At 36.5% G+C, this 12,903-nt stretch carries 11 protein-coding genes and 1 pseudogene; 3 read left to right on the top strand and 9 right to left on the bottom strand.

What is annotated here, in order from left to right:
* Positions 1 to 131 precede the first annotated feature (131 nt).
* Positions 132 to 587 carry a pantetheine-phosphate adenylyltransferase gene (coaD, locus tag EKL99_RS09585; protein ID WP_126554451.1) on the bottom strand — a complete coding sequence of 152 codons (456 nt, stop codon included), beginning with the start codon at positions 585 to 587 and terminating at the stop codon, positions 132 to 134.
* 107 nt (positions 588 to 694) lie between these two features.
* Positions 695 to 1,663: a D-alanine--D-alanine ligase gene (locus EKL99_RS09580; protein ID WP_126576849.1), complete on the bottom strand. Its 969-nt coding sequence runs from the start codon at positions 1,661 to 1,663 to the stop codon at positions 695 to 697.
* Positions 1,664 to 1,782: 119 nt separating this feature from the next.
* Between EKL99_RS09580 and EKL99_RS09575 the strand changes: the two genes are divergently transcribed.
* Positions 1,783 to 2,403 (top strand): PASTA domain-containing protein, encoded by a 621-nt coding sequence (locus tag EKL99_RS09575; protein ID WP_126460585.1) that lies wholly within the window; start codon positions 1,783 to 1,785, stop codon positions 2,401 to 2,403.
* On the top strand, positions 2,393 to 3,433 hold the full coding sequence (locus EKL99_RS09570) for an RluA family pseudouridine synthase (protein WP_126554455.1): 1,041 nt from the start codon (positions 2,393 to 2,395) through the stop codon (positions 3,431 to 3,433). Before EKL99_RS09575 ends, EKL99_RS09570 begins: the two co-directional genes overlap by 11 nt.
* 92 nt (positions 3,434 to 3,525) lie before the next feature.
* Here the strand turns inward: EKL99_RS09570 and EKL99_RS14675 are convergent.
* The 6 genes and pseudogenes from EKL99_RS14675 to truA all read right to left on the bottom strand — a co-directional run.
* A pseudogene (locus EKL99_RS14675) lies at positions 3,526 to 3,678 on the bottom strand (helix-turn-helix domain-containing protein); the annotation flags it as partial.
* A gap of 444 nt (positions 3,679 to 4,122) precedes the next feature.
* Entirely contained in the window at positions 4,123 to 5,037 is a 915-nt protein-coding gene (cysK, locus tag EKL99_RS09560; protein ID WP_126576848.1) for a cysteine synthase A, read from the bottom strand.
* Positions 5,038 to 5,042: 5 nt separating this feature from the next.
* Positions 5,043 to 5,879, bottom strand: a complete 837-nt coding sequence (locus EKL99_RS09555) for a serine O-acetyltransferase (RefSeq protein ID WP_126576847.1) — start codon at positions 5,877 to 5,879, stop codon at positions 5,043 to 5,045.
* A gap of 222 nt (positions 5,880 to 6,101) precedes the next feature.
* Positions 6,102 to 7,490: a dihydrolipoyl dehydrogenase gene (gene lpdA, locus EKL99_RS09550; RefSeq protein ID WP_126556235.1), complete on the bottom strand. Its 1,389-nt coding sequence runs from the start codon at positions 7,488 to 7,490 to the stop codon at positions 6,102 to 6,104.
* A gap of 183 nt (positions 7,491 to 7,673) precedes the next feature.
* Entirely contained in the window at positions 7,674 to 9,428 is a 1,755-nt protein-coding gene (locus tag EKL99_RS09545; protein ID WP_126556232.1) for an ABC transporter ATP-binding protein, read from the bottom strand.
* An 85-nt stretch (positions 9,429 to 9,513) separates the two neighbouring features.
* On the bottom strand, positions 9,514 to 10,284 hold the full coding sequence (gene truA / locus EKL99_RS09540; RefSeq protein ID WP_126576846.1) for a tRNA pseudouridine(38-40) synthase TruA: 771 nt from the start codon (positions 10,282 to 10,284) through the stop codon (positions 9,514 to 9,516).
* A gap of 321 nt (positions 10,285 to 10,605) precedes the next feature.
* On the opposite strand from truA, the gene EKL99_RS09535 reads away from it, so the two are divergent.
* Positions 10,606 to 11,103: a metallophosphoesterase gene (locus EKL99_RS09535; protein WP_126460601.1), complete on the top strand. Its 498-nt coding sequence runs from the start codon at positions 10,606 to 10,608 to the stop codon at positions 11,101 to 11,103.
* On the opposite strand, the gene EKL99_RS09530 is transcribed toward EKL99_RS09535, so the two are convergent.
* Positions 11,078 to 12,805 (bottom strand): tetratricopeptide repeat-containing sensor histidine kinase, encoded by a 1,728-nt coding sequence (locus EKL99_RS09530; protein WP_126561722.1) that lies wholly within the window; start codon positions 12,803 to 12,805, stop codon positions 11,078 to 11,080. The two genes, EKL99_RS09535 and EKL99_RS09530, sit on opposite strands and share 26 nt — an antisense overlap.
* Positions 12,806 to 12,903 lie beyond the last annotated feature (98 nt).

The following is a 12,903-nucleotide window of genomic DNA, read 5'->3' as shown; positions in this document are numbered from 1 at the left end:
TTTTTGGCAAAATTACGGATTATTGCCTCGTTTTACAAGTTATATTGGGACTGTTTATTTGTCAAGTCGAGCGCAGTCGAGACCTATCCATTAGTATCGACTGCGCTCGACTTGACAAAATCGCTTTAAAATTATTTTACTCGGACTGCATCGGGAACAAGCATTTCATATTGCCCGTTGTTGCGAATTACATCTCGTACAATACTGGAGCTGATGTACGACGTTTTTGCAGCGGTCAATAAAAACACAGTTTCAATTTTTGATAACCGACGATTCGTGTGCGCAATTGCTTTTTCAAATTCGAAATCAGCAGGATTGCGCAAACCGCGAAGGATAAAATTAGCGTTTATTTTGTGGCACAGATCAATCGTCAAACCTTCATAGGTAATCACGGAAACTTTTGGTTCGTTTTTGAAGGTTTCCTCAATGAATTGTTTTCTTTCTTCGAGGGAAAACATATATTTTTTTTCGGCATTGATACCAATGGCAATAACGATTTCATCAAATAAGGAAATGCTTCTTTTGATGATGTCTTCATGTCCTAAAGTGATGGGGTCAAATGAACCTGGAAATATTGCTTTTCTCATTTATTTTTTCTGTTTTGTCATTCTGACAGCGGAGGAATGACATTATTTGAATGTATTCCTTTGTTTAAATGACACGTTTGTTTAGTATTTAAGAATTAAGTGATTTATTACAAAGCCAGTTCTATCGCATTTGTAAACAAATCTTCCAATGAAATTCCGGCGGCTTTGGCTTGTTGCGGAATCAAACTTTCCTTTGTTAATCCCGGAATGGTGTTCATTTCCAACATGTGTGGCTCTCCGTTTACCAATATAAATTCGCTTCGGGAAAAACCTTTCATTTTCAGGACTTCATATGCACGTTTAGCAATTTCACTCACTTTTTGAGTCATTTCATCCGAGATTCTCGCTGGAGTGATTTCCTGTGATTTACCCAAATATTTGGCTTCATAATCGAAGAAATCATTGTCTGAAACAATTTCAGTTATTGGTAATACGGTTACTTTTCCTTTATAATTGATTACTCCTACAGAAACTTCGGTGCCATCCAAGAAGCTTTCTATGATAATTTCGTTGTCTTCTTTGTAAGCAACTTCTATTGCAATGGGCAATTCGGCAGCAGTTTTTACTTTGGAAATGCCAAAACTAGAACCGGCTTTGTTGGGTTTTACAAAACAGGGCAAACCTACTTTAGCTACAATTTCGTCCGTATTGATACGGTCACCTTTGTTTAAGTAATAGGAAGTGGCTGTTTTTATGCCGTATGGTTTTAAAACTGATAATAAATCGCGTTTGTTGAACGTTAATGCTGCTTGGTAATAATCGCAGGAAGTTTGCGGAATATGCAATAATTCAAAATAGGCCTGCATTAATCCGTCTTCGCCTGGTGTTCCATGGATGGCGTTGAACACACAGTCAAAAGTGATTTTTTTACCATCAACAGTTACTGAAAAATCATTTTTATCGATAGTGAATTCGGCATCATCAGCATCAACATAAACCCATTTTTCTTTGAAAATATGGATTCGGAATCCGTTGTATTTTGTTTTGTCCAGAAATTGATATACGACGTTTCCGCTGATAAGAGAGATTTTATACTCGCTGGAATATCCGCCCATGATGATGGCAATGTTTTTCATTATATACGTTTAATCGGTTAAACGTTTAATCGATTGACCGACTAAACGAATTCTAAACAAAATTATCATTTTTTTTGAAACGAAATAGCTTTATCTTTGCCAGATATAAAAATAAATTTATGAGTTTACGTAAGTATCTTACCAGCCGTGTTTTCTTTGTTCAAATACTAATTGCACTTGCCATTATTGTCGCTTTGGGTTATTTATTTATGCATTGGTTGACTTTTACAACAGATCATGGACATGAAATTACCGTGCCGGATTTGCGTAAGTTGACAGAAGAACAAGTCGAGGAAAAACTGAATGAGCTGGATTTAGATTATGTACTTTTAGACAGCGTAGATTATAGAAGTGATTTTCCGCAATTTAGTGTAGTTAAGCAAGATCCAACGCCCGGTACGAAAGTAAAAGTAGGACGAAAAATATATATTAAAATAAATACTTCGGGATTTTCATCGGTTCGTATTCCGGATTTAGTCAATAAAACGTATCGCGAAGCAGTACCTACATTGAAAGCTTTAGGACTTGAAGAAGGAGAAATTACCTACGTTCCCAATCTTGGAAAAGACATGGTGCTGGAAATGCGTTTCAAAGGCAGAAACCTGAAAGCAGGGGACAGAGTCTTAAAATCCTCCAAAATCGACTTGGTTTTAGGAGACGGAAAAATGAGTTATGAAGAGACCAGTGCTGCAGATACACTGGCAACACCAATAGAAGAAATACCAGTTGATGAACAATAATAGTGATACAATAGATTTAGAAGACGAGTTATTTGAACATTTTAGATTTGAAGTTCCTAAAGGACAAACGTCTTTGCGGATTGATAAATATTTGATGAGTTTGATTCAAAATGCAACTCGCAATAAAATACAAATTGCGGCGACCGATGGCAATATTTTTGTAAACGATGCCACCGTAAAGTCGAATTACAAGGTAAAAGCCCATGATGTAGTTCGGGTGATGCTTACGCATCCTCCTTATGAAAACCATATTATTCCGGAGAATATTCCGCTTGATATTGTGTATGAAGACGATACTTTGTTATTGATCAACAAATTGCCAGGAATGGTAGTGCATCCCGGTCATGGAAATTACACCGGAACTTTAGTACATGCTTTGGCGTATCATTTTGATAATTTGCCAATGAACAGCAGCGAACGTCCCGGATTAGTGCATCGAATTGACAAAGACACTTCTGGTTTATTAGTGATTGCTAAAACCGAAGCGGCTATGACACATCTTGCCAAGCAATTTGAAGCTAAAACTTCCGAAAGAGAGTATGTGGCTTTGGTTTGGGGAAATGTAGTCGAAGAAAAAGGAACGATTGAAGGAAACTTGGCACGTCACCTTAAAGACCGCATGCAGATGGCGGTTTTTGCTGATCCGGAAATAGGGAAGCCAGCCGTGACGCATTACAAAGTGTTGGAGCGTTTTGGTTATGTTACTTTAATTTCATGCCAACTGGAAACCGGGAGAACGCACCAAATTCGGGCACACTTGAAGCACATAGGACATCCTTTATTTAATGATGAGCGGTATGGCGGTCATTTGATTTTAAAAGGTACTACGTTTACAAAATACAAACAGTTTATTGACAACTGTTTCAAAGCATTGCCAAGACAGGCTTTGCACGCTAAAACATTGGGTTTTGTTCATCCTACAACCGGTGAGATGCTGCGTTTTGATACGGAACTTCCGCAGGATTTACAGGACTGCATCGAGAAATGGAGAGGCTATTCAAAGTCGCATAGTACGGAGGAAGAGGAATAAAACAGGAAAAGCCCCAGAGATTGGGGCTTTTTTTGTTTCTAGTCTGAAAGTCTGGACTTAGAGTAATTGTATAAGTTAATTACAATTTTTTTTTAAATTGTCATATTAAAATTGATATTCGCTTTTAAGGCGCTAAACACTTTAAATATTGTTTCAATCGTTGGGCTATTGGTATTGCTTTCAAGTATAGAAATCTTTGCTTTTGAGACACTAGTAAGTTTCCCCAATTGTTCTTGAATTAAGTTTTGTTTTTGTCTGGTATTTTAATCATCCGTCCTAAATATCCGTACGAAGTTGATATTTATGTTTTTCTCTTTCTTCCGTTTAATGTTTTCTGATATATTTATCTTTTATTTTGTAGTTGTCAGGGCATTATCTTTTTTGGTCTATCTTCAAAATATTTTGCTAGCTCTTGCTATTTCGTTTCTGGGAACTTTTTCTGTTTTTTACAAATTCGTGGTTTGCAAAAACTTACGTATTTTTATTGTCTGCTTTATCCCAAAAGCCAACTAAGTAAGTCGGAAGTTTAAACGGCATAAAGTCAAAAGGAGCATTATGCTAAACATTATTTTAAGATCAATCTGTTTGGACAATAGTTTTGCAACAAAGACACGCCCATAAAAATGAAAAGCCTAAAAAAAACCGACTTGTTTTCACAAATCGGTTTGTATTTTAATGAAGATTTTTGTTTATACAAATAAGCCTTCGATGCTTAAATAATGTTCGCCAGTGTCGTAACAAAAGGTTAATATTTTAGCATTTTCTGGGATTTCTGGTAGTTTTTTTGCTACCGCTGCCAGAGATGCTCCAGAGGATATTCCTATGAACATGCCTTCTTCTTTTGCGGCTCTTTGGGTATAGGCAAATGCATCGTCTTTGCTTACTTGGATGGTTCCGTCCAGTAAATCAGTACGCAAGTTGGCAGGTATGAATCCTGCTCCAATTCCCTGAATAGGGTGGGGAGCCGGTGCGCCACCGCTGATAACGGGAGAAGCTTCAGGTTCAACTGCATATACTTTCAGGTTTGGGAAATGTTTTTTCAATATTTCGGCACAACCCGTGATGTGCCCTCCGGTTCCTACGCCGGTGATCAAATAATCCAGACCGTCAGGGAATGCTTTTATAATTTCCTGTGCGGTGGCTGTTTTATGAATTTCGATGTTGGCGGGATTTTCAAACTGAAGTGGTGACCAGGCATTAGGTATTTCGGTAACTAATTCCTGTGCTTTTTCCAGCGCGCCTTTCATCCCTTTTTCACGGGGCGTCAAGACAAATTCGGCACCATAAAGGCTCATGAGTCGGCGTCTTTCTATGGACATTGATTCAGGCATTACCAGTATTAATTTATAGCCTTTTACGGCCGCAACCATCGCGAGTCCAATTCCTGTATTTCCGGAAGTGGCTTCAATGATAGTACCTCCGGCTTTTAATAATCCTTTGGTTTCGGCATCTTCAATCATGGCAAGAGCGATCCTGTCCTTGATACTGGCACCGGGATTGGCACGTTCTAATTTGATCCATACATTGTGATTGGCACCATATAAACGATTGATTCTTACATGTGGGGTGTTGCCTATTGTTTCGAGTATGTTATTGTATTTCATAATATTTATATAGAGAAAAAATTAATATCTTTTATTTCCTGCTGATTCAGAACCGTATTTTTATTGGATTGCATAACAAAGGAATACGGATTCATACTCTTGGTGATAAACGTGTTTCCGCCTACAATACTGTGGTTTCCTATGATGGTGCTGCCGCCCAAAATAGTGGCATTTGCATAAATAATTACATGATCTTCTACGGTAGGATGGCGTTTTTTTTCCTGCATATTTTTCTCTACTTGCAATGCTCCCAAAGTGACTCCTTGATAAATGCTTACGTGTTTCCCAATGATTGTAGTCTCGCCAATGACAATTCCGGTACCGTGATCAATCATGAATGGAACATCAATTGTGGCACTGGGGTGAATGTCGATTCCGGTTTTGCTATGAGCATATTCGGTTAGAATTCGCGGCAGCAGACACGAGGTACGAGAAGCAATAGCGTTAGCAATACGGTAAACTTCTATAGCAAAAAAACCGGGATAGGAATTGATAATTTCCTGAATGCAATCAGCAGCGGGATCCGTATCCAGAATAGCTTGTGCATCTTTTTGCATCGAATCATAAAGTTTTGGAAGCGCGCGATAAAAAGATTCGGCATCATCTAGAATTTCATTGGACGTTTTGTCTTTTACAATTTCCGATAGGATAGCAATAAAACAGGCTTTGTTTTGGTCCAAAAGCAATTCAATTTGGATCGTTTCTAAAGCTTTCTCCGGAAATAATATTTTGAACAAATCATCAATCCAATTGATGATTTTAGAGGAATCTATGGCTCTTACCCAACTTTTATTTTGGTTTTCATGCAGTGTATTCGAAAAACGGTTGGTTTCAGTATTCATTTATAATGGAATAAAATCAGAATTAAACGAGTAAAAATCCTCGAAATACAAATATAAAGCAGAATTGAATAGATTCATAACCCTGCTTTGTAAATAAATGTTAATATGTTAAATTCCCACAAAATAATCGTTTGGTGTTGGAAATGATTTCATAAAAAAAATCCGATTTGTATGAACAAATCGGATTAATAAATCTGAAATCAAAAATCGTTAATTTACAATCTATAAATGTATTACCTCACCATACGCATCAGCAACCGCTTCCATAACCGCCTCACTCATGGTTGGGTGTGGGTGAATTGATTTTAAAATTTCGTGTCCTGTAGTTTCCAGTTTACGCGCTACAACTGCCTCAGCAATCATATCGGTAACTCCGGCTCCAATCATGTGACATCCTAACCATTCTCCGTATTTAGCATCAAAAATTACTTTTACAAAACCATCTGGTGTACCGGATGCTTTTGCTTTTCCGGAAGCTGAAAATGGGAATTTACCAATTTTTAATTCGTATCCTTTTTCTTTAGCTTGTTTTTCAGTCAAACCTACAGAAGCAATTTCAGGAGTGGCATAGGTACAGCCCGGTACGTTTCCGTAATCGATAGGTTCCACGTGTAATCCTGCAATTTTCTCCACACAATTGATTCCTTCGGCAGAAGCTACATGTGCTAGTGCTTGTCCTGGCGTAACATCACCAATAGCGTAATAACCCGGAATGTTAGTTTGGTTGTAAGCATTTACCAAAATTTTATCTTTGTCAGTAGCGATTCCTACTTCTTCTAATCCTATGTTTTCAATGTTTGTTTTGATTCCAACAGCCGAAAGTAAAATCTCAGCTTCTAACACTTCTTCTCCTTTTGCTGTTTTTACATACGCTTTAACACCTGCTCCAGTGGTATCAATTTTCTCAACAGAGGAACTGGTCATAATTTTGACACCTGCTTTTTTCATAGAACGCTCCATTTGTTTCGAAATGTCTTCGTCTTCAACAGGAACTACATTAGGCATAAATTCTACAATAGTTACCTCGGTTCCCATAGAGTTGTAGAAATGTGCAAACTCTACTCCAATCGCTCCAGAACCAACGATAATCATTGATTTTGGTTGTGTTGGTAATGTCATTGCTTGACGATATCCTATTACTTTTATACCATCTTGAGGCAAGTTTGGCAATTCACGAGAACGTGCTCCAGTAGCGATAATGATATGATCTGCACTGTATTCAGTAATTTTATTGTCTTTGTCCGTAACATCAATTTTTTTTCCTGGTTTTAGTTTTCCAAAGCCATCAATCACATCGATTTTATTTTTTTTCATCAAGAATTGAACCCCTTTGCTCATTCCGTCAGCTACGCTGCGACTGCGTTGTACAACAGCAGGGAAGTCTTTATCAAATGATGAAATAGTCAATCCGTAATCAGAAGCGTGTTTTAGATAATCAAAAACCTGAGCTGATTTCAGCAACGCTTTCGTCGGGATACAGCCCCAATTCAAGCACACACCACCTAAATTTTCTTTTTCGATTACGGCTACTTTAAAGCCTAATTGTGATGCTCTAATAGCTGTAACATAACCACCTGGACCACTTCCTAAAACTATAATATCGTATTTCATTTTTATGTGTTTTTCTTATTTAATTGATTGGGCGAATTTAAGGATTTATTCTGTTTTGAGAAAGTTTCAAACTAATAAAGTAGCAAACTAACTAATTTTCAAGAAAACATCTTTGTTTTAAACAAATTGCAGAAGTGTAAATCGATCTTTGTTTTTGTAACTGCTATTCCTTTGCAGCAAAAACTAATTTGCTACCGAAAACTGAGAATCATACAAATTCTTGTAATACCCACTTTCGCGGTTGATTAATTCCTGATGCGTTCCTTGTTCTACAATCAATCCTTTGTCCATTACCACAATTTTATCAGCATTGACAATCGTGGCCAAACGGTGCGCAATCACAATTGAAGTTCTGCCTTTAGTAATGGTTTCTGTAGCACGCTGAATCAATTCTTCAGAGTAGGTGTCAATCGATGAAGTAGCTTCATCCAGAATCAAAATACTTGGATTACTCACATACGCTCTCAAGAAAGCAATTAATTGACGCTGACCGGAAGAAAGCATAACGCCGCGTTCCTTCACGTCAAAATCATAATTATCCGGTAAGCTCATAATGAATTCATGGACGCCAATATTTTTGGCTGCAGCCAAAACCTGTTCCCGATTAATTTCAGGATTATTCAAGGTGATGTTGTTGAAAATAGTATCGGCAAAAAGGAAAACATCCTGCAATACTACTGCAATTTGTTTACGTAAGGAACCTAAAGTGTAATTCTCAATATTGTGATTATCGATGTAAATAGAGCCACTGTTGATTTCGTAAAAACGATTCAGTAAGTTAATGATCGTAGATTTTCCGGCACCTGTAGACCCTACGATGGCAATCGTTTGACCGGCACTTACCTCCAGATCGATTCCTTTTATTACTTCTTCATCCGGAATATATCCAAAACGGACATTCTTGAATTCGATATCTCCTTTAAAAATTGGAGCTTCAATAATTCCGGTATCCTGAATTTGATCTTCGGTGTCTAAAATGTCAAAAACACGGTTTGCCGCAATCATTCCCAGTTGCATCTCGTTGAACTTATCAGCAATTTGGCGCAACGGGTTAAACAACATTCCAATGAACATTGTATAGGAAAATAAATCCCCAAAAGTGGTAAAATTATCTCCGTTCAAGATCTTGATGCCGCCATATAGTACAATAAAACCAAGGGTTAAGGACGAAATGATATCTGCAATAGGAAAAAATATGGAGTTATACAGAATGGTTTTTATCCACGCTTTTTTGTGCTTGTCATTGATATTTTTGAATTTGTTGTATTCGATTTTTTCACGATTAAAGAGTTGTACAATCTTCATTCCTGTCACACGTTCCTGAACAAACGAGTTCATGTTAGCGATTTGATTTCGCACTTCTTCAAAAGCGACTTGCATTTTACGCTGAAAAATTCGGGTAAAATAAACCAAAATGGGCATTGCAATAATTACGATCCAAGTCAGTTTCCAGTTCATGTAAAACATGAAAATCAGTACTACAAACATTTTCATCAAGTCACTGATAATCATAAACAAACCCTGACTGAAAATACGAGCAATGGATTCTATATCCGAAACCGAGCGTGTCACGAGCTGACCTACGGGAACGTGATCAAAATATTTCATTCGGAAACTCAAAATGTGTTGAAACAGTTTTGTCCGAATGTCTTTTACAATATCCTGACCGAGCCAGTTTGCCCAATACACAAAGTAAAACTGCGAGAATACCTCCAGCAATAGTACAATTCCCATCAGGATCACATACAATAATAATCCCTGTTGGTCTTGGGTCGAAATGTAACCATCTACAGTTTGTTTCAATAAATACGGGCGCAATGCCGCAAATACTGATAGCGAAACGGCAAAAATAATCACTCCGTTAAAACGCCATTGATAGGGTTTAGTAAATTTTAATATTCGTTTGAATAATCTAGTATCAAATGCTTTTGCTTTCATGTTTTTTGGAGCTGTTTCCTGCTATTCGTTGCAATCTTTTATGTTTTTAAAGAAAAACATAAAAGGATTTTCACTACTATCAGGGCTATTGCGTAATGTAATCGTAATCTATTTTGGTTAAATACAAACCATGTGCCGGAACCGAAAAACCAGCTTTATCTCGGTTTTTACTTTCTATGATGGCAGTAAAATCAGCCAGTGTACTCTTGTGTAATCCTATATTTACTAATGTTCCCACAATGGAACGAACCATATTGCGTAAAAAACGGTTGGCAGAAATGGTAAAAATCAAATTGCCGTTTTCTTGTTTGTCTGCGCCCTGTTCAGCTGTGCCTCGAGTCCAATATGCTTCAAAAATAGTGCAGTCAAAGGTATTTACATCTGTGTTGACTTTTGAAAAACATTGAAAATCAGTGTGATTGAATAATAGTTGCCCCGCTTCATTCATCAAATCAATATCTAATTTTTGATGGAAATACCAACTTTGTTCTTGCAAAAAAACATCTTTGAATGTATTGATGTGATATTCATAGGTTCTTTTAGTGGCATCAAAACGAGTGTGCGCTTCATCGTGTACTGGTATAATGTCATAAATAACAATGTCTTTGGGCAAGTAGGAGTTGAGTTTGTGCAGTAAACTTGGAATATCAATTGGTGTTTCAAAATCAAAATGGGCATACATTTCTTTGGCGTGAACCCCGGTATCCGTTCTACCGGCGCCCATAAGATTGACGGTTGTGTTCAATAGCACCGAAAACGCTTTGTTCATCGTTTCCTGAACAGAGGCAGCATTGGGTTGGTATTGCCAGCCGTGATAATGGGTTCCGCTGTATGCTAATTTGATAAAATATCTCAAGTGAATTTTTTTGAAGCCACAAAGATACTTATTAATTTTTTTGCCACGAAGTTGCCAAGGTGCAAAGTTTGTTAAGTTTCGATTTGATTTTTTATTTGGAATTCGAATGTTTATTTTTACCACAAAATCGTAGCCCAGATTACTTCACTAAACTTTTATTTTCATAGGAGTTCAGTGAATGTAAACATTTGCAGTGGGAATCCTTTATTGTTTTTTCTTTAAAAACAATAAAGATTGAAACGGATAGCTGGACACGAGCGAAGCGAACTGGCGAAGCAAATTGCTTCAGATTACTTCGTACCTCTTAATGACACTATAAATATGAAAAAAATACTTTTGCTTTCTGACACGCACAGTCATATTGATGATACCATTTTGAAATATGTTGCATTGGCTGACGAAGTTTGGCATGCGGGTGATATAGGCGATTTGGCCGTGACTGATGCGATACAAAAGCTGAAACCGTTGCGCTGCGTGTATGGAAATATTGATGATGCAACGGCGCGACTGGAATTTCCGTTACACAACCGTTTTATGTGTGAAGGCGTTGATGTTTGGATTACGCATATTGGCGGTTATCCGAGGAAATACAATCCCAATATTAAAGCTGAGTTGGAAGCCAATCCGCCAAAATTATTTATTTGTGGACATTCGCACATTCTAAAAGTCATATTCGATAAAAAACATAATTTATTACACATGAATCCTGGTGCGGCGGGAAAAAGTGGTTTTCATCAGGTGCGAACGATGTTGCGTTTTGTGATTGAAGGAGATAAAATCAAAGATTTGGAAATTATTGAGATTGAAAAACGGGTCTGATTATTTTTTTTTGATAGGTGATGGGTACTATTATTTTTATGGTTGTACCGAAACCTATTTTGGAGTTTATGACAATAGTTCCTTTCAGATTATTGATTCGTGCTTTGATTTGGTTGATGCCAAAACCTTCAAGGATATGAAATTTACTAGAATCAAAACCTTGGCCATTATCCATAACATTGACATTCAGAAAATCATTATCTTCGTGAATGCTTAATTCTGAACGTGTTGCCTGACTATGTTTTATGGTATTGTTGAGGAGTTCCATAATTATGAAATAAATTTTAATTTCGAAATCTTCATCATAACGGGTTTTTCGATCTACGGAACTTGCGTATTCAAAGTACAGAATGGAATTGGAGTTTTTTTCACACAAATCGTCTAATGCATCAAATAATCCAAAACGGGCTAAAAGCGAAGGCATCAGTTCGTGGGATAAATCCCGTACTTGATCGTGTGCTTCTTCAAGAATAGCCTTAGTTTTTATGATTTCTTGTGCTGAATATTGATTTTTAGAGGTATACGCATGAAGATGTAGTCCTGCTGATGAAAGTAAAGCACTAATGTTATCATGCAAAAATGCCGCAATTTTTTTTCGTTCTAATTCTTGTCCGTTAATGGATGCGTTGATCATGTTTTCCTGAACTTTGCTTTGTAAGTCCTTTAGTTTGTTTTTTTGTTTTAGTTGTGTGTTTTGAGAATAGAAGTAAAAAAGGATGAAAAATAGCAGTAGAACAGCAATTAGTACAATCACAATTTTTTTATTTCTGGATTGTTCTTGCAGTAAAAAAAGTTGTTTTGTTTTATATTCTGTTTCGATCTTGTCGATTTCTCTTTTGTACTCATCAATTTCAAGGTTTATGCCAGCAACATTCGCTTTATTGTGTTTTTCTTGGTCGTTTAGTTCCTCAGTAATTGTATTATATCGGACTAAATTTTTATAGGCATTTTTATAATCATTGTTTTTCAATAAAAATTTAGAAAACTCTAGGTGGGAATATGATAAATCAGATTTTTCAGTTCCTTTAATTCCTTTTTCAATTGCTTTTTGGAAAAAATAATGGGCTTTTTTAGTGTTGTTTGTATGGCTATGATACATGCCGTTGAGCATATTTAAAGCTACAATTGTAGACTCGTCTCCATGTTTTTTGTGGTGTTTGTTGATGTAGTTTAAATAGGGAAGCCCTTCTTGATAGCGATCATTGTCGAAATAGGCCCACGTCAAATTGAGTTTTGTAAATATAATTTGTGCTGAATCTTTTGTTTTAGTGCTGTAATGCAGTGATTTTTTATAATAATAAATTCCTTTTTCATATTGTTTTTTATCAAAGCAATAGATATTTCCTAAATTATTGTTTAACCAATTTTTTAAAACATCATTATTAGTTTTATTAGCGTATTCCAGTCCTTTGTTGTAGTAGAAAAAAGCTTTGTCAGATTCCGATAATTGATCAAAATTAGCAGCAATGGTATTATAAGCTCTTGCTATCAGGTTGTTGTCCTTGATTTTGATTGCTTGGCTCAAAGCAAGTCTCGATTGTATTAAGGACTTCTCGTAATTACCAGCTTTCATATGCTGATTAGCTTCTTTTGCTAATGTTAGAGCTTCCTTTTTTGAAGTTTCTTTCTTTTGAGCACAAACAAAACTACCAGTGAGGTTCAATAGTAAAACTAAGACTATAGCAATTTGTTTCTGAGACATAAATAATTGAATAGATTGGTTATTTCTGGTTTTTTAAATCCGCCTTATTTTTCAAAATAAACTGACTTTAAATCAGGATTAAATTGGTTGGTTTTCTT

Origin of the sequence: Flavobacterium sp. ZB4P23, from assembly GCF_003970375.1 — a bacterium.
Taxonomy (GTDB): Bacteria; Bacteroidota; Bacteroidia; order Flavobacteriales; family Flavobacteriaceae; genus Flavobacterium.
The sequence above is the reverse complement of the archived record's forward strand: the minus strand, read 5'-3'. Positions and strand labels throughout refer to the sequence as shown.

Coding starts and splice junctions, on each gene's coding strand:
- coaD (WP_126554451.1), bottom strand. CDS start 587: ATGAGAAAAGCAATATTTCCAGGTTCATTTGACCCCATCACTTTAGGA.
- EKL99_RS09580 (WP_126576849.1), bottom strand. CDS start 1,663: ATGAAAAACATTGCCATCATCATGGGCGGATATTCCAGCGAGTATAAA.
- EKL99_RS09575 (WP_126460585.1), top strand. CDS start 1,783: ATGAGTTTACGTAAGTATCTTACCAGCCGTGTTTTCTTTGTTCAAATA.
- EKL99_RS09570 (WP_126554455.1), top strand. CDS start 2,393: ATGAACAATAATAGTGATACAATAGATTTAGAAGACGAGTTATTTGAA.
- cysK (WP_126576848.1), bottom strand. CDS start 5,037: ATGAAATACAATAACATACTCGAAACAATAGGCAACACCCCACATGTA.
- EKL99_RS09555 (WP_126576847.1), bottom strand. CDS start 5,879: ATGAATACTGAAACCAACCGTTTTTCGAATACACTGCATGAAAACCAA.
- lpdA (WP_126556235.1), bottom strand. CDS start 7,490: ATGAAATACGATATTATAGTTTTAGGAAGTGGTCCAGGTGGTTATGTT.
- EKL99_RS09545 (WP_126556232.1), bottom strand. CDS start 9,428: ATGAAAGCAAAAGCATTTGATACTAGATTATTCAAACGAATATTAAAA.
- EKL99_RS09535 (WP_126460601.1), top strand. CDS start 10,606: ATGAAAAAAATACTTTTGCTTTCTGACACGCACAGTCATATTGATGAT.
- EKL99_RS09530 (WP_126561722.1), bottom strand. CDS start 12,805: ATGTCTCAGAAACAAATTGCTATAGTCTTAGTTTTACTATTGAACCTC.